This is a genomic window from Rhodanobacter sp. MP1X3 (genome assembly GCF_014207165.1).
GTDB lineage: Bacteria > Pseudomonadota > Gammaproteobacteria > Xanthomonadales > Rhodanobacteraceae > Rhodanobacter.
Window position 1 is genome coordinate 1,435,269 of sequence record NZ_JACHCO010000001.1, and the last position, 23,901, is coordinate 1,459,169.

Below are 23,901 nucleotides of genomic sequence, written 5' to 3' on the forward strand. Positions count from 1 at the left end.
CCTCGTGTTCGGGTCATGGATGGCTGGGTATCTTGGTTGCCTCTGGTGGCCTGCCCATGTTAAATTTCCGCTTCTTGGCAGACCGAGCTTGTTCGGGCTGCCTTTATGTTTTCAGGATCAGCTTCGCATGACGACAGTCAATCAATTGGTGCGCAAATCCCGCAGCCCCAAGACCTATAAGAGTGGGTCGCCGGCGTTGCAGAGCAGCCCGCAGCGTCGCGGCGTCTGCACGCGCGTATACACAACTACCCCGAAAAAGCCGAACTCGGCCTTGCGCAAGGTCGCCAAGGTGCGCCTGACCAACGGCTTCGAAATCATCAGCTACATCGGTGGTGAAGGTCATAACCTGCAAGAGCACTCGGTGGTTCTGATCCGCGGCGGTCGCGTCAAGGATCTGCCTGGTGTGCGCTACCACACGGTGCGCGGCAGCCTCGATTGCGCTGGTGTCACCAAGCGTCGTCAATCGCGTTCGAAGTACGGCGCCAAGCGCCCGAAAAAGTAAAGGACTAGAAACATGTCGCGTAAAGGTTCACATCCCGCCCGTCTGATCCTGCCGGATCCCAAGCACGGCAGCCAGCTCATCGCCCGTTTTATCAACATGGTGATGAAGAGCGGCAAGAAGTCGGTCGCCGAAAGCATCGTCTACGGCGCACTGCAGCACATTGGTGAGAAGAACGGCGAGCCGGTAGCGCTGGTCGAGAAAGCACTGAACAACATCGCGCCTGCCGTCGAGGTGAAGTCACGTCGCGTCGGTGGTGCCACGTACCAGGTGCCGGTCGAAGTTCGTCCGGGTCGCCGCATGGCGCTGGCGATGCGTTGGGTGATCGACGCGGCGCGCAAGCGCGGCGAGACCTCGATGCCGCGCAAGCTGGCTGCCGAGCTGCTGGAAGCCTCGGAAAGCCGTGGTGGTGCTGCCAAGAAGCGTGAAGAAACGCATCGTATGGCTGAAGCCAACAAGGCGTTCTCGCACTACCGTTGGTAAGCGCTGCTGGTCGTCTGCAGACGCTGCAGGTTTTTTGAGGTCAACTCCGTGGCACGCACCACTCCCATCGACCGTTATCGTAATTTCGGCATCATGGCCCACATTGATGCCGGGAAAACCACGACAACGGAGCGCATCCTGTTCTACACCGGTGTCAGTCACAAGATTGGCGAAGTGCATGATGGTGCGGCAACGATGGATTGGATGGAGCAGGAGCAGGAGCGGGGCATCACCATTACGTCGGCGGCAACGACGGCGTTCTGGAAAGGCATGGATCGCTCTATGCCGGAGCATCGTTTCAACATCATCGATACGCCGGGACACGTTGACTTCACGATTGAAGTTGAGCGATCCCTGCGCGTTCTTGATGGCGCCGTCTTTGTGTTGTGCGCCGTGGGTGGTGTGCAGCCGCAGTCCGAGACTGTCTGGCGTCAGGCCAACAAGTATTCGGTGCCGCGCTTGGCGTTCGTCAACAAGATGGACCGCACTGGTGCCGACTTCGACAACGTGGTCAGCCAGCTGAAATCCCGCCTAGGTGCCAATCCGGTGCCCATGCAGGTGCCGATCGGCTCCGAAGAGGGGTTCGAAGGCGTTGTCGATCTGATCAAGATGAAAGCGGTTATCTGGGACATGGAGTCCCAGGGTATGAAGTTCGATTATCGGGAAATCCCGGCCGACCTGAAAGATGCTGCTGACCAGGCGCGCAACTTCATGGTCGAGGCGGCGGCGGAAACGTCCGAAGAGCTGATGAACAAGTACCTGGAAGAGGGTGATCTGGCTGAGGAAGACATTCTCGCCGGCATCCGCGCAGGTACCCTTGCAGCAACGCTGATCCCGGTTTTCTGCGGTACGGCGTTCAAGAACAAGGGCGTGCAGGCCATGCTCGACGCGGTGGTGCAGTTGCTCCCTTCGCCGGCCGATCGCCCGCCGGTCAAGGGTCTGGACGAAGACGAGCAGGAAATCACCCGCACCGCCGGTGATGACCAGCCGTTTGCCGCACTGGCATTCAAGATCATGACGGATCCATTCGTCGGGTCGCTGACCTTCTTTCGCGTCTATTCGGGCGTGCTGAAGTCGGGCGATGCGGTATACAACCCGATCAAGAGCAAGAAAGAGCGTATCGGTCGCCTGCTGCAAATGCATGCGAACGAGCGTCAGGAACTGAAGGAAGTCTGCGCTGGTGACATCGCTGCAGCAGTCGGCCTGAAAGATGTAACAACCGGCGATACGCTATGTGCTCAGGATCATCTGATCACGCTGGAGCGGATGGTTTTTCCGGAACCCGTCATTGCGATGGCGGTTGAGCCGAGAACCAAGTCCGACCAGGAGAAGATGGGTATCGCGTTGGGCCGCCTCGCGTCGGAGGATCCATCCTTCCGCGTGCGCACTGACGAGGAGTCCGGCCAGACCATCATCGCTGGCATGGGCGAGTTGCATCTGGATATCCTGGTCGACCGCATGCGCCGCGAGTTTGGTGTCGAGGCGAATGTCGGCAAGCCACAGGTGGCCTATCGCGAGACCATTCGCAAGCAGGTCAAGCAAGAAGGCAAGTTCATTCGCCAGTCCGGTGGCAAGGGCCAGTTTGGCCACGTGGTGCTGGAAATTGTTCCGCAGGAACGCGGGCAGGGCTATGTGTTCGAGAATGCAATCGTCGGCGGTGTGATTCCGAAGGAATACATCCCGGCTGTCGACAAGGGTATCCAGGAAGCGATGACCTCCGGTCCGCTGGCGGGTTTTCCGGTTGTCGACATCAAGATCCGTCTGATCGACGGTTCGTATCATGAGGTCGATTCCAGCGAAATGGCGTTCAAGATTGCCGGTTCGATGGGCTTCAAGGAAGGTTTCCACAAAGCCAGTCCGGTTTTGCTGGAGCCGGTCATGAAGATTGAGGTGGTGACACCCGAGGATTACATGGGTGATGTCATGGGTGATCTGAGCCGCCGTCGTGGCGTGCTGCAGGGATCCGAAGACACCAACTCGGGCAAGGTGATCAATGCAACGGTTCCGCTGGGTGAGATGTTCGGCTACGCCACGAGTCTTCGTTCGCAGACCCAGGGTCGGGCCACGTACACCATGGAATTCGATCACTACGCCGAAGCGCCGACCAACATTGCCGAGCAGGTCATGAAGCGGGCCTGATGATTCAGTTTTTGCACCATCGTTTTTGCATTCGTCCTTGAATGCGAAGATCAAGAAGCGACCATTCATGGCCGCACTTTTTATAAAATTCCGTTCTTAAAAGTTCCGTGTTTTCAAATTAGAGGTTTTTCGGTCATGGCAAAGGGTAAATTCGAACGCACCAAGCCGCACGTCAACGTCGGCACGATTGGTCACGTGGATCACGGCAAGACGACGCTGACGGCGGCGCTGACGAAAGTCGGTGCAGAACGTTTCGGTGGCGAGTTCAAGGCCTATGACGCGATTGACGCGGCGCCGGAAGAGAAGGCACGTGGCATCACGATCTCGACCGCACACGTGGAATACGAGTCGCCGCTGCGTCACTACGCGCACGTCGACTGCCCGGGCCATGCGGATTATGTGAAGAACATGATCACGGGTGCGGCGCAGATGGACGGTGCGATCCTGGTGTGTTCGGCCGCTGACGGCCCGATGCCGCAGACGCGCGAGCACATTCTGCTGTCGCGTCAGGTGGGCGTGCCGTTCATCGTGGTCTACCTGAACAAGGCGGACATGGTCGACGACGCCGAGCTGCTCGAGCTGGTCGAAATGGAAGTGCGCGAGCTGCTGACCAAGTACGACTTCCCGGGCGACGACACCCCGATGATCCACGGTTCGGCCAAGCTGGCGCTGGAAGGCGATCAGAGCGAAATCGGCGTGCCGTCGATCATCAAGCTGGTCGATGCGCTGGACAGCTACATCCCTGAGCCGGTGCGCGTGATCGACAAGCCGTTCCTGATGCCGGTCGAAGACGTGTTCTCGATCTCCGGCCGTGGCACCGTGGTGACCGGCCGTATCGAGCGCGGCATCATCAAGGTCGGCGACGAAATCGAAGTGGTCGGTATCCGCAACACGCAGAAGACCACCGTGACCGGCGTGGAAATGTTCCGCAAGCTGCTGGATCAGGGTCAGGCAGGCGACAACGCCGGTCTGCTGCTGCGCGGCCTGAAGCGTGACGACGTCGAGCGCGGCCAGGTGTTGGCCAAGCCGGGCACGATCACCCCGCACACGGACTTCGAGGCCGAGGTGTATGTGCTGTCGAAGGACGAGGGTGGCCGTCATACGCCGTTCTTCAAGGGCTACCGTCCGCAGTTTTACTTCCGTACCACCGACGTCACCGGCGCTTGCGAGCTGCCTGAGGGCGTGGAAATGGTGATGCCGGGTGACAACGTGAAGATGGTGGTGAGCCTGATCCACCCGATCGCGATGGACGAAGGCCTGCGTTTCGCCATCCGTGAAGGCGGTCGTACCGTCGGCGCCGGTGTCGTGGCGAAAGTTCTGAAGTAAGCTGCACTTATGAAGAGTCCGGCATGGATGCCGGGCTTAGCTCTGCCATCAGGGATGATGGCTGAAATAAAAGCACGTAACAAAATTATTGCCGGACCACTTCACTAAGTGGAAATTTACCGGTATACTCCGTAGCTCACTTGCTCATCTCGCTACTGGGATGGGTACACCGCGAAATGAGGCGCAGGATGTGCTTCGAGTTCGCAGGCCGGGATGGCCCTCGCAATACCGTGATCGCAGGGGAGACTCTGGTGGTCGTTGTTTTGCTTGATTTTCAAGGTTTTCGCCTAGCGACTCTAAGTGAGTCCGCTTGGCGTTTTTGAGTTGAAGTCACGAGCAATCGCGACTTCCGATGTGGCGGTAAAGGTAAAGGGTTGTGCGAAATGGTGAGAAGCCGTTTCGTTTCACATTACGTTCTTTCGACAACAGGACACGGTTATGGCGAACCAGAAGATTCGGATTCGATTGAAGGCGTACGATCATCGTTTGATCGACCGCTCAGCCAGCGAGATCGTCGAGACAGCCAAGCGCACTGGCGCAACGGTTCTCGGCCCCATCCCACTGCCGACCAAGATCGAGCGTTACACCATTCTGGTGTCTCCGCACGTCGACAAAGACGCACGCGACCAGTACGAAACCCGTACTCACAAGCGCGTGTTGGACATTGTTGACCCGAACGACAAAACCGTGGACGCGCTCATGAAGCTTGATCTCGCCGCTGGCGTCGATGTTCAGATCAAGCTCGGTTGAGCGATAGACAGGATACGAAGATGAGTATCGGATTGGTTGGCCGCAAATGCGGCATGAGCCGACTCTTCACTGAAGATGGTCGTTCGATTCCGGTGACGCTGATTGAAGCGACGCCGAACCGGGTGACCCAGTTGAAGACGGAAGATAACGATGGCTACAGCGCTGTCCAGGTCGCGGTTGGCACCAAGCGTGCAAACCTGCTGACGCAGCCGCTGAAAGGTCATTACGCCTCGGCCAAGGTTGAGCCAGGTCGTGGTTTGTGGGAATTCCGCGTGTCTGCCGATGATCTCGGCAAGTATGCCGTGGGCAACGAGATCAAGGCGGATGAAGTTTTCACCGTCGGTCAGATCGTAGACGTTGCCGGCGTGTCGAAAGGCAAGGGCTTCCAGGGCACGATCAAGCGCTGGAACTTCAAGATGGGTGACGCCACCCACGGTAACTCGCTGTCGCATCGCGCTCCGGGCTCCATCGGTCAGCGCCAGACGCCAGGACGCGTGTTCCCAGGCAAGAAAATGTCCGGCCACATGGGTGCGGTAAACCGTACGCAGCAGGGTCTGGAAGTGATCAAGGTCGACGCCGAGCGTCATCTGATTGCGGTGAAGGGTGCGGTACCGGGTGCAACCGGTGGCGACGTCATCATCCGTCCGACGACGAAGAGCTGAGGAGTACGCCATGGAACTTAACGTTATTGGCGCAAAGCCGCTCAGCGTATCGGACGAAGTGTTCGGTGCCGAGTTCAAGCAGGCCCTGATCCATCAGGTGGTTGTTGCCTACCAGGCTGCTGGCCGTGCCGGTACCCAGTCGCAGCTTTCGCGCGGCGAGATGTCCGGTACCACCAAGAAATTCAAGAAGCAGAAGGGCGGCGGTGCGCGCCACGGCGATTACCGTGCTCCGATCTTCGTTGGCGGTGGCCGTACGTTTGCTGCCAAGCCACGTAGCTATGAGCAGAAGGTCAACCGCAAGGCGTATCGCGTTGCGATCCGTTCGATCCTGGCCGAGCTCAACCGTGCCGGTCGTCTGAAAGTGGTCGAGAGCTTCGGCATCGACAACCCCAAGACCACCACGATGGTTGCCAAGCTGGCCGAGCTGAAAGTGACTGGACGCGTGCTGCTGGTGTCGGAAGATGCCTCGGAGAACGTGTTCCTGGGCGCGCGCAACATTCCGTACATCCATGTGCTGGACGTGATGGCGCTGAACCCGGTCAGCCTGGTCGGTTCGGATCATGTGGTGATGACGGTTGACGCCGTGAAGAAGATCGAGGAGTGGCTGGCATGAACAACGAACGCATTCTCGATACGCTGCGCGCTCCGCACATCTCGGAGAAGTCGGCCCGTCTGGCCGAGCACAACCAGTACGTATTCGTGGTTGCTCCTACCGCAACCAAGGCCGACGTCCGCGTTGCCGTGGAGAAGCTGTTTGACGTCACCGTCAAGCAGGTGAACCTGGTCAACACCAAGGGCAAGGTCAAGGCTTTCCGTCAGCGCGCTGGCAGCCGCCAGGGCAAGCGCAAGGCTTATGTGCGTCTTGCCGATGGTCAGACCATCGACGTTTCCGCCAAGGCCTGAGCCAGGAGTTCTTTGAGATGACATTAATTACTCACAAGCCGACCTCGCCGGGACGCCGTGACGCAGTAAGCGTTCGCACCGAAGGTCTGTACAAGGGCGCACCGTATGCGCCGTTGACCGAATCGCAGTCGCGCACCGGTGGTCGTAACCATCATGGTCGCATCACTGTTCGTCACCGCGGTGGCGGTCACAAGCAGCATTACCGCATCATCGACTTCAAGCGTGACAAGGAAGGCGTGGCGGCGAAGGTCGAGCGGATCGAATACGATCCGAATCGTACTGCACACATCGCGCTGCTTTGCTACGTCGACGGCGAGCGTCGTTACATCATTGCGCCGAAGGGTGTGGCGGTTGGTGACGTGCTGCTATCCGGTCGTGAAGCGCCGATCAAGTCCGGCAACTGCATGCAGCTGCGCAGCATTCCGATGGGTAGCACGATTCACTGCATCGAGCTGCGTCCGGGCAAGGGTGCGCAGATCGCCCGCAGCGCCGGGGCATCGGTGCAGCTGGTTGCTCGCGAATCTGGTTACGCCACGCTGCGTCTTCGCTCTGGCGAAATGCGCCGGGTGCCGGTCGAGTGCCGCGCCACCATCGGTGAAGTCGGTAACGGCGAGCACAGCCTGAAGAAGCTCGGCAAGGCCGGCGCAAAGCGCTGGCTCGGTATTCGCCCGACCGTTCGCGGTGTGGTGATGAACCCGGTCGATCATCCGCACGGTGGTGGTGAAGGCAAGACTTCAGGTGGTCGTCATCCGGTCAGCCCATGGGGCACGCCGGCCAAGGGCTACAAGACCCGTAACAACAAGCGCACGCAGCAGTTCATCGTGCGTCGTCGCAAGTAATAGGAAACCGACATGCCGCGTTCTCTAAAAAAAGGTCCGTTTGTCGACCTCCACCTCGTAAAGAAGGTGGAAGCTGCGGTTTCCGCCAATAACAAGCGCCCGATCAAGACCTGGTCGCGTCGCTCGATGATCCTGCCGGAAATGGTTGGCTTGACCATCGCAATTCATAACGGCCGTCAGCACGTACCCGTACTGATCAACGAGAACATGGTCGGGCACAAGCTCGGCGAGTTCGCGGTGACCCGTACGTTCAAGGGCCATGTCGGCGACAAGAAGGGCAAGTGATGAGCACTGAAGCCAAAGCGATCTTGCGTGGCGCCCGCATTTCGGCGCAAAAGGCACGCCTGGTAGCTGACCTCGTCCGCGGGCTTCCCGTCGGCCGGGCCAGTGACGTGCTCACCTACACCAACAAAAAAGCCGCCATCCTTGTTCGCAAGGTGCTGCTGTCGGCCGTCGCCAACGCTGAGAACAATCTCGGTGCTGATGTTGACGAGCTGAAAGTGTCCAGCATCTTCGTTGATGAGGGTCCGGCGATGAAACGTATGCATGCCCGCGCCAAAGGCCGTGGATCACGCATTCTCAAGCGCACCAGCCACATCACTGTGGTTGTTGGCAACTAACCGAGGATAGAGACGATGGGTCATAAAGTTCATCCCACCGGTATCCGCCTCGGCATTGCCAAGGACTGGAACTCCAAGTGGTTCGCCAACAAGCGTGATTACGCGACGTACCTTGTCGCCGACATCAAAGTGCGCGACATGCTGAAGAAGAAGCTGGCTGCTGCCGGTATCTCCCGCATCCAGATCGAGCGTCCGGCCAAAACCGCACGTGTGACGATTCATACCGCCCGTCCGGGCGTGGTGATCGGCAAGAAGGGTGAGGATATCGAGAAGCTGCGCAAGGAAGTCAGCGACATGATGGGCGTTCCGACGCACATCAACGTCAGCGAAGTGCGCAAGCCGGAGTTGGACGCGCAGCTGGTTGCCGAGTCGATCGCGCAGCAGCTCGAGCGTCGCATCATGTTCCGCCGCGCCATGAAGCGTTCGGTCGGTAATGCGATGCGCCTCGGTGCCCTGGGTATCAAGATCAACGTGTCCGGTCGTCTGAACGGTGCCGAGATTGCCCGTTCCGAGTGGAGCCGTGAAGGTCGCGTGCCGCTGCATACGCTGCGTGCCGACATCGATTACGGTACCGCCGAAGCGAAAACCACGTACGGCATCATCGGTATCAAGGTCTGGATCTACAAGGGCGAGATCTTTGATCTTGCTGCTGCCAGCCAGGAACAGAAGGATGAGCCGGCATCGTCGCAGCCGCGCCGCGAAGGTGGCGAAGGTCGTCGTAATGATTCGCGTCGCGAGGCCGGTGACGGCCGCCGCGAGCGGACGGCCAAGTAAGGAGAGTTGCCATGTTGCAACCCAAGCGAACCAAATACCGCAAGCAGTTCAAGGGCCGTAACGACGGCTTGGCCCAGTGCTCCAATCTCGTCAGCTTTGGCGAGTATGGCCTGAAGGCAACCACGCACGGCGCGCTTACTGCGCGCCAGATCGAGGCAGCTCGTCGTTGCATCACCCGTTTCGTCAAGCGTGGCGGCAAGTTGTGGATCCGCGTGTTCCCGGACAAGCCGATCACCAAGAAGCCGATCGAAGTGCGCATGGGCGCCGGCAAGGGCAGTGTCGAGTTTTGGGTTGCCCCCATCCAGCCCGGCCGTATGCTTTATGAAATCGAAGGCGTCGACGAATTGACGGCGCGTGAGGCATTCCGTCTGGCGGCAGCGAAGCTGTCCGTGCAGACCCAGTTTGTGACCAGGGCGGTGATGTGATGGCCACCAAAGATATCAACAACCAGTCGGCCGACGAGTTGCAGCAGCATTTGCTGGACCTTCGCAAGGAGCAGTTCAATCTGCGCATGCAGAAAGGTTCCGGTCAGCTCACTCAGCCGCACCAGCTTCGCCGCGTTCGGCGTGACATCGCCCGCACGAAGTTTGTGCTCGGCGGCAAGAAGTAAGGACGGCTGACATGAGCGCTAATCAAGAAGTTCAGGTTCAAGAAACCAAGAAACAGGCACGTACCCTCGAGGGTCGCGTGACCAGCAACAAGATGAACAAGACAGTGACCGTGCTGGTCGAGCGTCAGGTTCAGCATTGGCTGCTCGGCAAGATCATCCGCCGATCGACCAAGTTGCATGCGCAGGACGATATCGGTGCGAACGAGGGCGATGTGGTTCGTATCGCCGAGTGCCGTCCATTGTCCAAGACCAAACATCACCGCGTGGTTGAAATCATCACGCGCGCCAACGTCTAAGGGAGGGTGCAGCCATGATCCAGATGCAAAGCACGCTTTCCGCAGCGGACAATAGCGGCGCGAAAGAACTGATGTGCATCAAGGTGCTCGGCGGCTCCAAGCGCCGTTACGCCGCCATCGGTGATGTGATCAAGGTTACCGTGAAGGATGCGATTCCGCGCGGTAAGGTAAAGAAAGGCGAGGTGTACAATGCCGTGGTGGTTCGCACTGCCAAGGGTGTACGTCGTCCCGATGGCTCGCTGATCCGTTTCGACGGCAATGCAGCGGTGCTCCTCAACAACAAGCTCGAGCCGATTGGTACCCGTATCTTTGGGCCGGTCACCCGCGAGCTGCGCAGCGAGAAGTTCATGAAGATCGTCTCGCTTGCTCCCGAAGTGCTCTGAGCGGAGTTTAAGAAATGAACCGTATCCGCAAAGGTGATCAGGTCCTCGTGATCACCGGTAAAAACAAGGGTCAGCGCGGCGATGTGCTGCGTGTTGCAGACGATCGTGTATTCGTCTCCAACGTGAATCTGGTCAAGCGTCACACCAAGCCGAATCCCCAGGCCAATCAGGCCGGCGGTATCGTCGAACGTGAAGCTTCGATCCATCTCTCCAATGTGCAGCTGTTCAACCCCGCCACGAACAAGGGTGAACGCGTCGGCACCAAAACGCTCGAAGATGGGCGCAAGGTCCGCGTGTTCCGTTCGAATGGCGAGGTCGTGGACGCGTAAGGAACACGATCATGACCCGCCTTGAAAATTTTTATAAAGAGCAGGTAGTTGCCAAGCTCACTGAGCAGTTCGGCTACCAGAACGTGATGCAGGTTCCCCGCATCACCAAGATCACGCTGAACATGGGCGTGGGCGAAGCTGCCGGCAACAAGAAGGTGCTCGAGAACGCCGTGGCCGACATGGCGAAGATCGCCGGACAGAAGCCGATCACGACGAAAGCTCGCGTGTCCGTCGCCTCGTTCAAGATCCGTGACGGCTGGCCGATCGGCTGCAAGGTCACCTTGCGCCGCGCTCAGATGTGGGAATTCATGGATCGTCTGATCAACATCTCGTTGCCGCGCGTGCGCGACTTCCGTGGTGTGTCGGCGCGTGCATTCGACGGCCGTGGCAACTACAACTTCGGTATCAAGGAACAGATCATCTTTCCTGAGATCGACTTCGACCAGGTTGACGCGCTGCGCGGTATGGATATTTCCATTACCACCACCGCCAAGACCGATGAAGAAGCGAAGGCCCTGTTGGCCGCGTTCAGCTTCCCGTTCCGTAACTGATAGGCGCGATATCCATGGCTAAGACATCAATGGTGAACCGCGATATCAAGCGGACCAAGCTCGTCAAGAAGTACGCTGCCAAGCGCGGCGAACTGAAGTCGATCGTGCTGAGCGCCACCGCCTCCTACGAGGAGAAGATGGAAGCGCAGGCGAAACTGCAGAAGCTGCCGCGTGACGCCAGCCCATCGCGCCAACGTACGCGCTGTGCTTTGACCGGCCGTCCGCGCGCCGTGTATGCAAAGTTTGGCCTCGGCCGCAACAAGCTGCGTGAAGCAACTATGCGCGGTGATGTGCCGGGTCTGCGCAAGGCTAGCTGGTAATAAAACTCTTACAGAATCGAAGTCTGCTCACGGCAGATTTCGATTCGACTGGTGGTGTGTTTGCCGCCGTTATATGCGACTACCGCACTTGATACTCGCTAAAACCTGGTAATGCTGATATAGTCGGCGGTCTGCGCAAGGCAGGCTGACGTTCTCGGTCGGCTCACAATCTAATTGATTTCCGGTTTTATCGGATATCGGTGCACTCAGGAAGGACTTTTCATGAGCATGACTGATCCCATCGCCGATCTGTTTACGCGCGTCCGCAATGCCCAGGCTATGGGCAAGCCGGTCGTGAGTATGCCGTCGTCGAAACTGAAGGTGGCAATTGCCGACCTTCTCAAGAACGAGGGCTATATCCTCGACGCCAAGACTTCCAGCGAGGAAGGCAAGCCGGTGCTCGAGATCAAGCTCAAGTATTTCGACGGCCAGCCGGCCATCGAGACCATTGCCCGTGTCAGCCGCTCCGGCCTGCGTGTTTATCGCGGCAAGGACGAGCTGCCCAAAGTGCTTGGTGGCCTCGGTATTTCGATCATCTCGACTTCGGCCGGTCTGCTGACCGACGCTCAGGCCCGTGCAAAGGGTCTCGGCGGCGAAGTCATCGGCCGCGTGGCGTAAGGAGACTACGATGTCACGTGTAGCCAAACAACCTATTTCCCTGCCCAAGGGCGTCGAGCTGACTGTCGGTAACGACGACATCTCCGTCAAGGGTCCGAAGGGCAAGCTTTCCATGCATCACCTGCCGGGCGTGTCCATCACGCAGGACAACGGTGTAGCAAACATCAGCCTGGCCGAAGGCACCGACGACAAGTTCGGCGGCACTGCCCGCGCGCTGCTGGCCAACATGGTGAAGGGCGTTTCCGATGGTTACGAGCGCAAGCTTGAGCTGGTCGGCGTCGGCTACCGTGCTGCCATGCAGGGCAAGTCGCTGAATCTGAGCCTTGGCTTTTCGCATCCGGTGTTGTTCGACGCGCCGGAAGGCATCAGCATCGAGACCCCGACGCAGACCGAAGTTCTGATCAAGGGTTCGGACAAGCAGATCGTGGGCCAGGTCGCGGCAAAAATTCGCGGTTTCCGTCCGCCAGAGCCTTACAAGGGCAAGGGCGTGCGTTATGCCGGTGAGAAAATCACGCTGAAGGAAGCCAAGAAGGCGTAAGTGAATTAGTACGCTGTCCCTGCGTGTGGGAGCGGTCATCCATGGCCGCACTCTTCACAAAGTGCCACGACTACCAGCTCAAGCCGATCCGCTTTCGAGGAATTAACCATGAACAAAACCAAGAACGAAAATCGCATTCGCCGCGCCAAGTCCACGCGGAGTCACATCCGCAAGCTGGCCGTGCCGCGTTTGTCGGTGCATCGCACCGGGCAGCACATTTATGCGCAGGTCTTCGACGCTTCCGGCCTGAACGTGGTGGCTGCTGCCTCCACCGTGCAGAAATCGGTTGCCGAAAGCCTCAAGGGCACGAAAAACCGTGAAGCCGCGGCTGCCGTGGGCAAGGCCATTGCCGAGCGCGCTGTGGCGGCAGGTATCGAGTCGGTCGCATTCGATCGTTCGGGCTTTCGCTACCACGGTCGCATCAAGGCTTTGGCCGATGCAGCGCGCGAAGCTGGTCTGAAGTTCTAAGCAACAAAGTTTAGCGGTACCGGAGCGAGGCTGGATTTGCTCCATAGAGTCACCTAAAACTCCAAGCGGCCAAGCCGCAAGCAAAGTCCTGGTTTTGCCGGGCACATGGAAAAGAACATGTCTTCTAACGATCGCGAAAATTCGGATGGCCTGCTCGAGAAGCTGATTGCCGTCAACCGCGTGGCCAAGACCGTCAAGGGTGGCCGCCAGATGAGCTTTACCGCGTTGACCGTCGTCGGCGACGGCGAGGGCAAGGTCGGTTTTGGTTATGGCAAGGCGCGTGAAGTGCCTGTTGCCATCTCCAAGGCGATGGAGCGCGCCCGCCGCCAGATGGTCAACATAGAACTGAACAACGGCACCTTGTGGTACGCCATCAAGGCCAACCATGGTGCGGCCCGCGTCTACATGCAGCCTGCCTCGGAAGGTACCGGCGTGATTGCTGGCGGCGCCATGCGCGCTGTGCTGGAAGTGGTTGGTGTGAAGAACGTGCTGGCCAAGGCGGTCGGTTCGCGTAACCCGATCAACTTGGTGCGCGCGACCATCAAGGGCCTGCAGGCTGTCGCCTCGCCCAAGAAGATCGCCGCCAAGCGTGGCAAGACTCTGGAAGAGGTGCTGGGCAATGGCTAAGTCAAAAGCAACCGCCGAAAAGACGACCGTGCGCGTGCGTCTGGTCAAGGGCCTGCGCGGCGTGCAGGCGCGTCATCGTCTCAGCGTCAAGGCGCTGGGTCTGGGCAAGATCAACGACGTCCGTGAACTGAAGGACAGCCCGCAGGTGCGTGGCCTGATCAACACGGTCTATTACCTGGTCCGGGTCGAGGAGTAAGTCATGCATCTCAATACACTTAAGCCGAATGCCGGTTCGCACAAGACGCGTCTGCGCGTCGGTCGCGGCATCGGTTCGGGCATGGGCAAGACCGCAGGTCGTGGACACAAGGGTCAGCATGCCCGCGCCGGTGGTACCCATAAGTACGGTTTCGAAGGCGGCCAGATGCCGCTGCAGCGCCGGTTGCCGAAGGTCGGCTTCCGTTCGTTGAAGAAGGCTGAGAGCCAGGAAGTGTTCCTGTATCAGTTGGCCAATATCAAAGACGAAGTGATCGACATCGTTGTGCTGCACAAAGCTGGCCTGATCAGCAGCCGCGCGAAGAAGGTCAAGGTTGTGCTGAAGGGTGAAATCGGTCGCGCCGTGAAGCTGACTGGTCTGCTGGCTACCGCCGGCGCCAAGGCAGCGATCGAAGCGGCCGGCGGAAGCGTGGAGTAATCGACGGTGGCTGAAGCCAAGGGCAACTCGCTCGGCAAGCTCGGCAAGCTGACGGAGCTTCGTCAGCGCATCTTCTTTGTGATTGCGGCACTGGTGGTTTTCCGGTTGGGTTCTTTCATACCGGTACCCGGCGTCAATCCGGAGGCGATGAGTAACCTGGTTAACGGCAACGGCTTGATGGACATGTTCAACATGTTCTCCGGCGGTGCGCTGTCACGTTTTTCGGTGTTCGCGCTCGGTGTGATTCCGTATATTTCGGCATCGATCGTTTTCCAGATGATGGGATCGGTGATTCCGAGCCTGCAGGGCCTGCGCAAGGAAGGCGAGTCCGGCAAGCGCAAGATGACGATGTACACGCGCTATGCCACGGTGGGCTTGGCGGCGTTCCAGTCATTCGGTATCGCGGTCGCACTGCAGAGTCAGGTAGCCGCTGGCGGCGCGCCGGTGGTCTATACGCCAGGTTTCGGTTTCATCATGTCGTCGGTTGTGGGTTTGACTGCCGGCACGATGTTCCTGATGTGGCTGGGCGAGCAGATGACCGAGCGCGGTATTGGTAACGGTATCTCGCTGCTGATCTTCGCGGGTATTGTTGCGGGTCTGCCTGCCGCAGTGGTGCATACGCTCGGGATGGCCAGCAACGGCGAATTGACGGTGCTGAAGCTGCTGATGGTGGTGGCGCTGGTGTTGGCAGTGACGGCATTCGTGGTGTTCATGGAGCGCGCCCAGCGGCGCATCACCGTGAACTACGCACGCCGCTCTGGTGGGCAGCGCGCGTACATGAATCAGACGTCGCATCTGCCGCTGAAAATCAACATGGCCGGTGTGATTCCGCCAATCTTCGCCTCCAGCTTGCTGATGTTTCCGGCGACTGCGGTGGCTTGGTTCGGTACGAATCATCAGTCGCGCTGGTTGCAGGATCTGACGCAGCAGCTGAGTCCGGGCAATCCGTTGCACGATATTGTTTTTGCGGTACTGGTTATTGCGTTTGCGTTCTTCTATACGGCGATTGTTTTCAACGCCGAAGAGACGGCTGACAACCTGAAGCGGTCAGGTGCATTGATTCCGGGTATTCGCCCGGGTCGTGCCACTGCCAATTACGTTGACTCGGTAATGACGCGTTTGACCGGTGTCGGTGCTCTGTATCTGGTGCTGGTGTGTCTGGTGCCGTCGTTCATGCAGGCCACTTGGCACGTACCGTTTGTTTTCGGCGGCACATCGCTGCTGATCGTGGTGGTGGTGGTGATGGATTTTACGGCTCAGGTGCAGGCGCATCTGGTCAGTCACCAGTACGAGAGTTTGCTTAAGAAGGCCAATCTGCGCCGCAGCTAGGGCTGCAAACAGACGGCTAAAGGTGGGAGGCGTGGTGGCGGTGAATGCCACAGGGCTTTCCAGTCAGGGTAATTCAGGTTAGAATTGCGCGTTTACCGCGCACGAAAGCATCGGAGATAACACATCATGGCGCGCATTGCGGGTGTCAATTTGCCGGTCCAGAAACATGTCTGGGTTGGGCTGCAGAGCATTTTCGGTATCGGCCGCAGCCGGGCCAAGAAAGTCTGCGTGGATGCCGGAGTGGTTCCGACCACGCCGATCAAGTCACTCAGCGAAGGCGAGGTGGAGAAAATCCGCCACGAAATCGCCAAGTACACCGTCGAAGGCGATCTGCGCCGTGAGGTGGGTATTGCCATCAAGCGTCTGATGGATCTGGGCTGCTACCGCGGCCTGCGCCATCGTCGCGGTCTGCCGGTGCGCGGCCAGCGCACGCGTACCAACGCACGTACCCGCAAGGGTCCCCGTCGCGCGATCAAGAAGTAACGGATTTCGAATATGGCTAAGCCGGTTAAAACCAAGAAGAAGATCAAGCGCGTTGTCACGGATGCCGTGGCGCACGTGCAGGCCTCCTTCAACAACACCATCGTCACCATCACCGATCGTCAGGGTAACGCTCTGTCGTGGGCCACAGCCGGCGGCGCCGGGTTCCGTGGTTCGCGCAAGTCGACTCCGTTCGCTGCTCAGGTTGCTGCTGAAAAGGCAGGCCGCGCCGCTGGCGATTACGGTGTAAAGACGGTCGAAGTGCGCATCAAGGGCCCAGGCCCGGGTCGCGAGTCGGCCGTGCGTTCGCTGAACGCGTTGGGCTACAAGGTGCTCAACATTATTGACGTTACGCCGATTCCGCATAACGGCTGCCGTCCCCCCAAGAAGCGTCGAGTCTAAGGAGCATACCCATGGCCCGTTATCGTGGAGCTACCTGCAAACTCGCCCGTCGTGAGGGTGCAGATCTCAGCCTGAAGAGTCCAGCGCGCGCGCTGGATTCCAAGTGCAAGCTGGAAAACAAGCCCGGCCAGCATGGCGCCAACAAGCGCATGCGCATGTCGGACTATGCTGTGCAGCTGCGTGAAAAGCAGAAGGTCAAGCGCATCTATGGTGTGCTCGAGCGTCAGTTCGCCAACTATTATTCCAAAGCCGCAACGACCAAGGGCAACACGGGTGAGAACCTGCTGCAGCTGCTTGAGAGCCGTCTGGACAATGTCGTCTATCGCATGGGTTTTGCGGTTACCCGCGCCCAGGCTCGCCAGCTGGTTGCCCACAAGGCGATCTTGGTGAACGGCAAGAAGGTCAACATCCCTTCGTACCAGGTTCGTCCGGGCGACGCGATTGCATTGACCGAGCGTGCCCGCACCCAGCTGCGTGTGCAGGAAGCGTCGACGATCTTTGACACCATGGATCTGCGTCCGATCTGGGTCGAAGTCGATGCCAAGAAATTTGAAGGTACGTTTAAGTCGGTACCGGATCGCAGTGACCTGCCGTCCGATATCAATGAAGCCCTGATCGTCGAGCTTTACTCGAAGTAATTTTACCGGAGCTCTGCATGGCAGTTTCGTCAACTAGTGTGCTGCGGCCTCGGGGCCTCAGCGTCGAACAGCTCGGAGCCAATCGCGCCAAGGTCGTGGTAGAGCCGCTCGAGCGTGGCTTCGGCCATACCCTGGGCAACGCGCTGCGTCGCGTGCTGCTCTCTTCGATTCCTGGCAGCGCCATCGTCGAAGTTGAAATCGACGGCGTGTTGCATGAATACACCACGCTTGAAGGTCTGCAGGAGGACGTGATCGAAGTCCTGCTCAACCTCAAGGATGTCGCAATTCGCCAGCATTCGGGCGATGAAGTCACTCTGACCTTGTCCAAAAAGGGCAAGGGTGTGGTCACGGCCGGCGACATCGTGGTCGATCATACGGTTGAAATCATCAACCCGGAGCACGTGCTTTGCCACCTGACCAAGGACATTGCGCTCAACATGCGTTTGAAGGTGCGTCGCGGCGTCGGCTATCAGCCCGCCAGCACGCGTCAGCATCCGGATGACGAGGCACGTCCGATCGGTCGCCTGCAGCTCGACGCGTCGTTCGCGCCGGTGTTGCGCGTAGCTTACGAAGTGGACGCCGCTCGTGTTGAGCAGCGCACCAATCTCGACAAGCTGGTTCTGGACATCGAGACAAACGGCACGATTGGCGCTGAAGATGCAGTCCGCAAGGCGGCTGAAATCATCAACGACCAGCTGTCCGTGTTTGGTGACTTTTCGCGTCGCGAAAGCGCGACCGACAAGGCCGAGAAGAGTGGTTTCGACCCGCTGTTGCTGCGCCCGATCGACGATCTGGAGCTGACTGTGCGTTCGGCCAATTGCCTCAAGGCCGAGAGCATCTACTACATCGGTGATCTCGTTCAGAAGACCGAAGTGGAACTGCTCAAGACGCCGAACCTTGGCAAGAAGTCCTTGACCGAAATCAAGGACGTGCTGGGCGGACGTGGTCTTGCTCTAGGCATGAAGCTTGAGAACTGGCCGCCGCCGGGCTTGTCCCACGGTATGCAGTTGGGTTGATATTTGATTTTTGCGATCGTTTTTGATCGCTGCGGTACCGGTGTTTTGGCGAGTTTGAGCTTTGCTCTCTCGCCAGGCGCCAGAAGCGTTCATCCATGGGCGTGATTGTTTTTTGCGATCCTTCTTGATCGCTGAATTATTTCGGTTAGGCGACTCGCTTTGCCAACCGCCAAAGGTGGCCATCCGTGGCCGCACTCTAATTAAGAGCCTGTTCTAAAAAGGCTCCTCATAGCGGGTAACCGCGGGAAGCCGGACACAAGCGCCGGTTTTTCATAACAACAGACATCAGAGAACTAGCCATGCGCCACCAAAAATCCGGACGCAAACTCAACCGCACCAGCTCGCACCGCGAAGCCATGTTCAAGAACATGGCGTCCTCGCTGATCAAGCATGAGCTGATCCGTACCACCCTGCCCAAGGCGAAGGAACTTCGCCGTGTGGCCGAGCCGCTGATCACGCTCGCCAAGGCCGACGGCGTTGCCAATCGCCGTCTTGCCTTCTCGCGTCTGCGTGACAAGGAAGCGGTAGGCAAGCTGTTCGTCGAGCTGGGACCGCGTTACCGCGAGCGTCCCGGCGGCTATCTGCGCATCCTGAAGTGCGGCTTCCGCCCCGGTGATAATGCGCCGATGGCGTACGTCGAACTCGTCGGTCGCCCGCAGGTTGAGGCAGTCGACGCCGAGTAATCGGTGGGGCTATGGAGCCCCAGTTGTGTCGATATAGAAACCCGGCAGGGCAGCTTGCCGGGTTTTTTGTTGATTGGATTTGCCGAGCAAAATTCAGCGCGATATCGCTGCGCTGCTGACAGTGGGACAATGAGCAGGTAATGTCGTCATCCCTGCAACACGCCTATATGCCATGAATCCATTTCGCTGGTCGTATCGCCTCAGTTTTCTGCTCGGATTTCTCATCTGCATCGGGTTGCTGGGTTTCGCGCTCTATGCGGAACACGAGTGGGGCATGAATCCTTGTCCGCTGTGCATTTTCCAGCGCATCGCCTTTATGGTGATGGGCGCTTTCTTTTTGTTGGGCGCGATTTTCGGTCCTCGAGCGGGTGGCCGATGGATCTGCACGGGCGGCGCGCTGCTGGGGGCGATCTTCGGCATCGGCGTGGCCAGCCGGCATTTGTGGATCCAGTCGTTGCCAGCCGACCAGATCCCCTCATGCGGCCCTCCCTTGGATTACATGTTCGGCGCCTTTCCATTCGCGAAAGTGCTGAAACTGGTTTTTACCGGTTCCGGTGAGTGCGCCAAGGTCGAGCCGATTCTCGGTTTGCCGATGCCCGCATGGAGTCTTCTGTGGTTCGTGTTGCTGGCCATACTGACGATCTTCGCCACGCGTCGGCGGAGTGTTTTGAGATGAATGTCCGACAGTTGAACGCGGCGTCGACGGATTCCACCTTGCCGGCTTTGCCCGAGGCGTCACACTGGGCACCCGATTCCTGGCAGCAGCATGAGGCGTTGCAGCAGCCGCGCTACGAGGATGCTGCCGAACTTGCAGAGGCCGGAGCTCACCTTGCGCGTTTGCCACCGCTGGTGACCTCATGGGAAGTACTTTCGCTGAAGCAGTCGCTGGCAGAAGCACAGGAGGGTCATCGTTTCCTGCTGCAGGGCGGCGACTGCGCGGAAAGCTTCGGCGACTGCACGAGTCCGATCATTTCCAACCGTCTCAAAGTGCTGCTGCAGATGAGCCTGGTGCTGGTGCATGGACTGAAGAAGCCAGTGCTGCGCGTGGGTCGTTTCGCCGGGCAGTACGCCAAGCCGCGTTCGACCGATAGTGAGACGCGCGATGGGGTGACGCTACCCAGCTTTCGCGGCGACCTGATCAACGGTCAGGCGTTCACGCCTGAGGCGCGCCGCGCGGATCCGCAGCGTCTGATCCAGGCGCACGCGCACTCGGCACTGACGATGAACTTCGTACGTGCCTTGATCGACGGCGGCTTTGCCGATCTGCATCATCCGGAGTACTGGGATCTGGCCTGGGTCGAGCGCTCGCCGCTGGCGGCCGAGTACCGGCAAATGGTCGCCAACATTGGTGATTCGCTGCGCTTCATGGAGACGCTGGCGGGACCGATCGCCGGGTTCTCACGCGTGGATTTCTTCACTTCGCACGAAGCCTTACTGCTGCATTACGAGCAGGCATTGACGCGCCAGGTGCCACGTCATCGCGGCTGGTTCAACTTGTCCACGCACTTCCCGTGGATAGGCATGCGCACGGCTGCACTCGATGGTGCACACGTGGAATATTTCCGTGGTATCAGCAATCCGATCGCAGTCAAAATCGGTCCCAGTGTCACGCCTGAGAGGCTGCTGCCACTGATCGACGCATTGAACCCGCATGACGAACCGGGCCGGCTTACGCTCATTCATCGGATGGGCAACGCGCAGATTGCTAATGCACTGCCGCCGCTGCTCGATGCAGTGAAGCGTGAGGGGCGCCGCGTGCTCTGGGTAGCCGATCCGATGCATGGCAACACCGAGAGTACCTCGAACGGTCACAAGACCCGTCGCTTCGACAATATTGCGGGCGAACTTGATCAGGCGTTCGATATCCATGCCGCCGCGGGAACCCGGCTCGGTGGTGTGCATCTGGAACTCACCGGTGAAGACGTCACTGAGTGCATGGGCGGCGCGCGCGATCTGTCGGAAACCGATCTGGATCGCGCCTACAAGTCGATGGTCGACCCGCGTCTGAACTACGAGCAGTCGCTGGAACTGGCCATGCTGATCGTGCGCAAGTCCGGCGGTATGGGCTGATAGCTTGCCCTGCGCCTGTCAGTGCGCAGGTGCTTCAGCGGCTTCCTTGGCTATCCGCTTTTCCAGGTTGTCCTGGCCAGTCGCCGCGTAAGCTTTGCAGGCTTGCGGATCAATCAACGGGTCAGTTTTTTCGCCAGGTCTGCGACGCATGGCGCGCGTCAGGAAATCGATGGCGTCTTGGTGTGGAACCATCAGGATGTCGCAGGGTAGGGCCGCAATGGTTTTCAATGCCTGACGAAATGCATCCAGTCGCTCCGGATGCGCCGGGTCGTTATAGCGATATCCATCGGCACTCAACAAGCTGAGGCTGTCCGCGTAGACCATCGAGAGGCAGCGTTTGCCCTCGCATGATGTCCATGTCCATGTGGTGCTGCCCGGCGTATGTCCCGGCGTGTAATGGGCCTGTACAGCGAGAGAACCTACATGCACCGTTTCGTTATCTGCCACGCTGCGTACGCTGTCGACCTTGGGATAAAGCGGTGCGTCACCGTGCTGCGGATCATCCGGGTCGTCACCGCCGAGCATGATGGCCTTGGCACCCTTCACGCTTGCCGCAACCGGCGCACCGCTGTCGCGCGCAATCGCGGCGATTCCACCGGCGTGATCGGAATGCGCGTGTGAATTTAGGATCAGCTTGATGTCTTTCAGCTTGAATCCAAGAGCACGGATATTCGCTTCGATCATCGGCGCGTTTTTCGCCAACGTGCCGTCTATCAGGATCTCGCCATCCGGCGAGGCGATCAGGATAGCGCTCAAGCCTTTGCTGCCCACGTAGTACGTATTGCCGTAGATGCGAAATGATTTTTGCGGCTGCTCCCAGGCAGTCTTGTCGAAGACTTCTGGTTTGGTTTTTAGCGCGGCATGTGTGATACAGCACGCGGACAGCGTGATGATGCCCAGAGCGATTCGCACATTCATAGGTTTCCCCAAAAAGAAAGTGAGGCGATTGTGCTAGTCAGGGGTGGCGCTGAGTCGTCGCATTTGGGGCGTTAAACGGGCACGCGTCGCGACCGAAGTCGCTCCACTCGGATCCCGCGCTGCAGCGGGAATGACTCTGATCGAGGCATGGTACGGATGATCAGTCGGTGACCTGCGCTTTGCCGGCAACGGTAGCGAGAAACTTCGGCGGCTGCCAAACATGTGTGTGCTGTTCGAAGCCATAGCCGATGGCAATCAGCGTTGGCTCGCTCCATTTCGCTCCAAACAACACGATGCCCACAGGCAAACCGTGCGCCCAGCCCGCCGGTACGGTGAGTGATGGATAGCCGGAAACGGCTGCCGGTTGCGAGGCTCCGCCCACGGTGGGATCACCACTGACGATGTGGTCACCCAGCACTGGATCGGTCATGTAGGCCGGCCCCCATGACGGCGCCAGCAGTGCATCGAGGCGATCCGCCTTCAGCGCCGCATCAATACCTTCCGGGCCTGCCAGCCGCTTCGCTTTTTCCAGAGCCTGCGTATATGCCGTTTCGGTGAGAGGGCCTTTTGCTTCGGCCTGCTCGAACAGCTCCTGCCCGAACCAGGGCATCTCGCGTGCCGCTTCGCGTTTGTCGAAGGTGATCAGATCGGCCAGCGTGTGTACGGTGAGGCCGCTGCGCGTCGCCAGATAGGCATTGATGTCGTGCTTGAAGTCATACAGCAGCACGGTCGTCTCCGGCGCGCCCAGCTCGCTGAGATGCGGCAGCGTAACGGGGTCCACGATGATGGCGCCGTTTGCCTTCATCACCGCAATCGCCTGATTGAGCACGCGATCGGCGTTTGGCTCCGCACCACCGAGCTGTCGCACCACACCGATGCGCTTGCCGCGCAGGCCGTTCGGATCGAGGAAGCGGGTGTAGTCGGTGGCGTGCTTGTTCGAATCGATCGTGGCCGGGTCTTTGGCATCGCTACCGGCGATGACGCTGAGCAGGGCCGCGGCATCGGCGACGTTGCGTGCAATGGGGCCGGCAGTGTCCTGATTGTGGCTGATCGGCACGATGCCGCTGCGACTGACCAGACCTAGCGTCGGCTTGATGCCGACGAGACCGTTCATCGATGCCGGGCAGATAATCGAGCCGTCGGTTTCGCTGCCGATCGCCACCGTGGTCAGCCCGGCGGCCACTGCAGCGGCCGAGCCTGCGCTAGACCCGCAAGGGTTGCGATCGAGCGCATAGGGATTGCGCGTCTGCCCACCACGACCACTCCAGCCGCTGCTGGCGTGGTCGGAACGATAGTTCGCCCATTCGCTGAGATTGGTCTTGCCCAGGATCAATGCACCGGCATCGCGCAGCCGCGTGACTAAGGCGGCATCGTGCGTCGCTGGTGCACCTACCAGCGCCAGTGAGCCGGCGCTGGTCTGCATGTGGTCACCGGTGTCGATATTGTCTTTCAGCATCACAGGAATGCCGTAAAGCGGGCCGTGTTTTTTTTTGCGCTCCTTGTCGAGCGCAGATGCAAGACTCGCTGCATCCGGATTGACTTCCAGCACGGCACGCAAGCTTGGTCCGCTCTGATCGATCTGTTGAACGCGTGCGGTAAATTGTCGAGTCAGAGTTGCGCTACTGAGTTTTCCAGCGTCCATCTGCTGCTGCAGTTGGGCGATCGATGCATAGGCATCGGTTTCATCCTGCACAGCGGAGGTGGTGCTGGCCAAGGCCGCACCACTAAACAGGGCACAGACGAGAATCGAACGGATCATGACGCACTCCGGATATTGTTGATGGCACAGGCTGTTGCTTCGCTGCATGCCTGCGCTCCTTTTACGCGGGTACTCGCGTACTTTATCGATGAAAATGCACGGATGAATGTTCACGTCAAATTGAATGTGCCCTCGAGCGCCATTAACCGCCGAATTTTCACCGCCGTGATTTTAATGCTGCCAGCCATGCGTCCGGTCAGATGATGCGGGAACGGGAGGTCGGCAAGGGGCGTGCTCGGT

General features: G+C 59.1%; 36 protein-coding genes. 34 read left to right on the forward strand and 2 right to left on the reverse strand.

Annotated features, from left to right (window positions below; genetic code table 11):
- The first annotated feature begins 127 nt into the window (after window positions 1-127).
- From rpsL to HDE79_RS06120, 33 genes are all read left to right on the forward strand, one after another.
- Window positions 128-502, forward strand: coding sequence for a 30S ribosomal protein S12 (gene rpsL / locus HDE79_RS05960; RefSeq protein ID WP_056386848.1), 375 nt, complete (start codon window positions 128-130; stop codon window positions 500-502).
- Between the two features lie 12 nt (window positions 503-514).
- Window positions 515-982 carry a 30S ribosomal protein S7 gene (gene rpsG / locus HDE79_RS05965; RefSeq protein WP_184600936.1) on the forward strand — a complete coding sequence of 156 codons (468 nt, stop codon included), beginning with the start codon at window positions 515-517 and terminating at the stop codon, window positions 980-982.
- A 48-nt stretch (window positions 983-1,030) separates the two neighbouring features.
- The gene (fusA, locus tag HDE79_RS05970) at window positions 1,031-3,121 is read left to right on the forward strand and encodes an elongation factor G (RefSeq protein WP_184600938.1); all 2,091 of its coding nucleotides are present in this window, start codon (window positions 1,031-1,033) and stop codon (window positions 3,119-3,121) included.
- A 135-nt stretch (window positions 3,122-3,256) separates the two neighbouring features.
- Entirely contained in the window at window positions 3,257-4,447 is a 1,191-nt protein-coding gene (gene tuf / locus HDE79_RS05975) for an elongation factor Tu (protein WP_184600926.1), read from the forward strand.
- Window positions 4,448-4,885: 438 nt separating this feature from the next.
- The gene (gene rpsJ, locus HDE79_RS05980) at window positions 4,886-5,197 is read left to right on the forward strand and encodes a 30S ribosomal protein S10 (protein WP_017461875.1); all 312 of its coding nucleotides are present in this window, start codon (window positions 4,886-4,888) and stop codon (window positions 5,195-5,197) included.
- Between the two features lie 20 nt (window positions 5,198-5,217).
- Window positions 5,218-5,859 carry a 50S ribosomal protein L3 gene (gene rplC / locus HDE79_RS05985; RefSeq protein WP_179479264.1) on the forward strand — a complete coding sequence of 214 codons (642 nt, stop codon included), beginning with the start codon at window positions 5,218-5,220 and terminating at the stop codon, window positions 5,857-5,859.
- A 10-nt stretch (window positions 5,860-5,869) separates the two neighbouring features.
- A complete protein-coding gene (gene rplD / locus HDE79_RS05990; protein WP_184600941.1) occupies window positions 5,870-6,472 on the forward strand; it encodes a 50S ribosomal protein L4 in 603 nt (200 codons plus the stop codon).
- Entirely contained in the window at window positions 6,469-6,762 is a 294-nt protein-coding gene (gene rplW / locus HDE79_RS05995) for a 50S ribosomal protein L23 (protein WP_179479268.1), read from the forward strand. Before rplD ends, rplW begins: the two co-directional genes overlap by 4 nt.
- 17 nt (window positions 6,763-6,779) lie before the next feature.
- The gene (gene rplB / locus HDE79_RS06000; RefSeq protein WP_184600942.1) at window positions 6,780-7,601 is read left to right on the forward strand and encodes a 50S ribosomal protein L2; all 822 of its coding nucleotides are present in this window, start codon (window positions 6,780-6,782) and stop codon (window positions 7,599-7,601) included.
- A gap of 12 nt (window positions 7,602-7,613) precedes the next feature.
- Window positions 7,614-7,886, forward strand: coding sequence for a 30S ribosomal protein S19 (gene rpsS / locus HDE79_RS06005; RefSeq protein WP_007082178.1), 273 nt, complete (start codon window positions 7,614-7,616; stop codon window positions 7,884-7,886).
- Window positions 7,886-8,221: a 50S ribosomal protein L22 gene (rplV, locus tag HDE79_RS06010; protein ID WP_184600943.1), complete on the forward strand. Its 336-nt coding sequence runs from the start codon at window positions 7,886-7,888 to the stop codon at window positions 8,219-8,221. Before rpsS ends, rplV begins: the two co-directional genes overlap by 1 nt.
- A gap of 15 nt (window positions 8,222-8,236) precedes the next feature.
- Window positions 8,237-8,995 carry a 30S ribosomal protein S3 gene (gene rpsC, locus HDE79_RS06015; RefSeq protein WP_184600945.1) on the forward strand — a complete coding sequence of 253 codons (759 nt, stop codon included), beginning with the start codon at window positions 8,237-8,239 and terminating at the stop codon, window positions 8,993-8,995.
- Window positions 8,996-9,006: 11 nt separating this feature from the next.
- Complete coding sequence (gene rplP / locus HDE79_RS06020) at window positions 9,007-9,420, forward strand: 50S ribosomal protein L16 (protein ID WP_056386829.1); 414 nt, start codon at window positions 9,007-9,009, stop codon at window positions 9,418-9,420.
- The gene (rpmC, locus tag HDE79_RS06025) at window positions 9,420-9,605 is read left to right on the forward strand and encodes a 50S ribosomal protein L29 (protein WP_179479283.1); all 186 of its coding nucleotides are present in this window, start codon (window positions 9,420-9,422) and stop codon (window positions 9,603-9,605) included. The genes rplP and rpmC overlap by 1 nt, the downstream gene beginning before the upstream one ends.
- An 11-nt stretch (window positions 9,606-9,616) precedes the next feature.
- On the forward strand, window positions 9,617-9,901 hold the full coding sequence (gene rpsQ, locus HDE79_RS06030) for a 30S ribosomal protein S17 (protein ID WP_184600947.1): 285 nt from the start codon (window positions 9,617-9,619) through the stop codon (window positions 9,899-9,901).
- A gap of 14 nt (window positions 9,902-9,915) precedes the next feature.
- On the forward strand, window positions 9,916-10,284 hold the full coding sequence (rplN, locus tag HDE79_RS06035) for a 50S ribosomal protein L14 (RefSeq protein ID WP_007513359.1): 369 nt from the start codon (window positions 9,916-9,918) through the stop codon (window positions 10,282-10,284).
- A gap of 14 nt (window positions 10,285-10,298) precedes the next feature.
- Window positions 10,299-10,613, forward strand: coding sequence for a 50S ribosomal protein L24 (gene rplX, locus HDE79_RS06040; protein ID WP_179479286.1), 315 nt, complete (start codon window positions 10,299-10,301; stop codon window positions 10,611-10,613).
- An 8-nt stretch (window positions 10,614-10,621) separates the two neighbouring features.
- Entirely contained in the window at window positions 10,622-11,164 is a 543-nt protein-coding gene (gene rplE / locus HDE79_RS06045; protein WP_179479735.1) for a 50S ribosomal protein L5, read from the forward strand.
- Between the two features lie 14 nt (window positions 11,165-11,178).
- Window positions 11,179-11,484: a 30S ribosomal protein S14 gene (rpsN, locus tag HDE79_RS06050; protein ID WP_184600948.1), complete on the forward strand. Its 306-nt coding sequence runs from the start codon at window positions 11,179-11,181 to the stop codon at window positions 11,482-11,484.
- Window positions 11,485-11,706: 222 nt separating this feature from the next.
- Entirely contained in the window at window positions 11,707-12,102 is a 396-nt protein-coding gene (rpsH, locus tag HDE79_RS06055; protein WP_184600949.1) for a 30S ribosomal protein S8, read from the forward strand.
- A gap of 10 nt (window positions 12,103-12,112) precedes the next feature.
- On the forward strand, window positions 12,113-12,640 hold the full coding sequence (rplF, locus tag HDE79_RS06060) for a 50S ribosomal protein L6 (RefSeq protein WP_184600951.1): 528 nt from the start codon (window positions 12,113-12,115) through the stop codon (window positions 12,638-12,640).
- A gap of 108 nt (window positions 12,641-12,748) precedes the next feature.
- Window positions 12,749-13,108: a 50S ribosomal protein L18 gene (gene rplR / locus HDE79_RS06065; protein ID WP_184600953.1), complete on the forward strand. Its 360-nt coding sequence runs from the start codon at window positions 12,749-12,751 to the stop codon at window positions 13,106-13,108.
- Between the two features lie 117 nt (window positions 13,109-13,225).
- Window positions 13,226-13,735, forward strand: coding sequence for a 30S ribosomal protein S5 (rpsE, locus tag HDE79_RS06070; RefSeq protein ID WP_007082191.1), 510 nt, complete (start codon window positions 13,226-13,228; stop codon window positions 13,733-13,735).
- On the forward strand, window positions 13,728-13,931 hold the full coding sequence (gene rpmD, locus HDE79_RS06075) for a 50S ribosomal protein L30 (protein ID WP_184600955.1): 204 nt from the start codon (window positions 13,728-13,730) through the stop codon (window positions 13,929-13,931). Before rpsE ends, rpmD begins: the two co-directional genes overlap by 8 nt.
- A gap of 3 nt (window positions 13,932-13,934) precedes the next feature.
- Window positions 13,935-14,366: a 50S ribosomal protein L15 gene (rplO, locus tag HDE79_RS06080; protein WP_184600956.1), complete on the forward strand. Its 432-nt coding sequence runs from the start codon at window positions 13,935-13,937 to the stop codon at window positions 14,364-14,366.
- 6 nt (window positions 14,367-14,372) lie between these two features.
- Window positions 14,373-15,695: a preprotein translocase subunit SecY gene (secY, locus tag HDE79_RS06085; protein WP_184600958.1), complete on the forward strand. Its 1,323-nt coding sequence runs from the start codon at window positions 14,373-14,375 to the stop codon at window positions 15,693-15,695.
- 126 nt (window positions 15,696-15,821) lie between these two features.
- Window positions 15,822-16,178: a 30S ribosomal protein S13 gene (rpsM, locus tag HDE79_RS06090; RefSeq protein WP_179479306.1), complete on the forward strand. Its 357-nt coding sequence runs from the start codon at window positions 15,822-15,824 to the stop codon at window positions 16,176-16,178.
- A 12-nt stretch (window positions 16,179-16,190) separates the two neighbouring features.
- Window positions 16,191-16,577: a 30S ribosomal protein S11 gene (rpsK, locus tag HDE79_RS06095; RefSeq protein ID WP_007513384.1), complete on the forward strand. Its 387-nt coding sequence runs from the start codon at window positions 16,191-16,193 to the stop codon at window positions 16,575-16,577.
- Between the two features lie 11 nt (window positions 16,578-16,588).
- Window positions 16,589-17,215 carry a 30S ribosomal protein S4 gene (rpsD, locus tag HDE79_RS06100; RefSeq protein ID WP_184600960.1) on the forward strand — a complete coding sequence of 209 codons (627 nt, stop codon included), beginning with the start codon at window positions 16,589-16,591 and terminating at the stop codon, window positions 17,213-17,215.
- Window positions 17,216-17,232: 17 nt separating this feature from the next.
- Window positions 17,233-18,231, forward strand: coding sequence for a DNA-directed RNA polymerase subunit alpha (gene rpoA / locus HDE79_RS06105; protein WP_184600962.1), 999 nt, complete (start codon window positions 17,233-17,235; stop codon window positions 18,229-18,231).
- 299 nt (window positions 18,232-18,530) lie between these two features.
- Window positions 18,531-18,914: a 50S ribosomal protein L17 gene (gene rplQ, locus HDE79_RS06110; protein WP_184419205.1), complete on the forward strand. Its 384-nt coding sequence runs from the start codon at window positions 18,531-18,533 to the stop codon at window positions 18,912-18,914.
- Between the two features lie 172 nt (window positions 18,915-19,086).
- Complete coding sequence (locus HDE79_RS06115; protein ID WP_184600964.1) at window positions 19,087-19,590, forward strand: disulfide bond formation protein B; 504 nt, start codon at window positions 19,087-19,089, stop codon at window positions 19,588-19,590.
- Window positions 19,587-20,984 carry a 3-deoxy-7-phosphoheptulonate synthase class II gene (locus HDE79_RS06120; protein WP_255488259.1) on the forward strand — a complete coding sequence of 466 codons (1,398 nt, stop codon included), beginning with the start codon at window positions 19,587-19,589 and terminating at the stop codon, window positions 20,982-20,984. The genes HDE79_RS06115 and HDE79_RS06120 overlap by 4 nt, the downstream gene beginning before the upstream one ends.
- Window positions 20,985-21,002: 18 nt before the next feature.
- Here HDE79_RS06120 and bla read toward each other — a convergent pair whose 3' ends face one another.
- Together bla and HDE79_RS06130 are read right to left on the reverse strand one after the other, a co-directional pair.
- Window positions 21,003-21,902: a subclass B3 metallo-beta-lactamase gene (gene bla / locus HDE79_RS06125; RefSeq protein ID WP_184600966.1), complete on the reverse strand. Its 900-nt coding sequence runs from the start codon at window positions 21,900-21,902 to the stop codon at window positions 21,003-21,005.
- A gap of 160 nt (window positions 21,903-22,062) precedes the next feature.
- Entirely contained in the window at window positions 22,063-23,661 is a 1,599-nt protein-coding gene (locus HDE79_RS06130; protein WP_184600968.1) for an amidase, read from the reverse strand.
- Between the two features lie 21 nt (window positions 23,662-23,682).
- Here HDE79_RS06130 and HDE79_RS06135 point away from each other — a divergent pair, with 21 nt between their 5' ends.
- Window positions 23,683-23,865, forward strand: a complete 183-nt coding sequence (locus tag HDE79_RS06135; RefSeq protein WP_184600970.1) for a hypothetical protein — start codon at window positions 23,683-23,685, stop codon at window positions 23,863-23,865.
- Window positions 23,866-23,901: the final 36 nt, after the last annotated feature.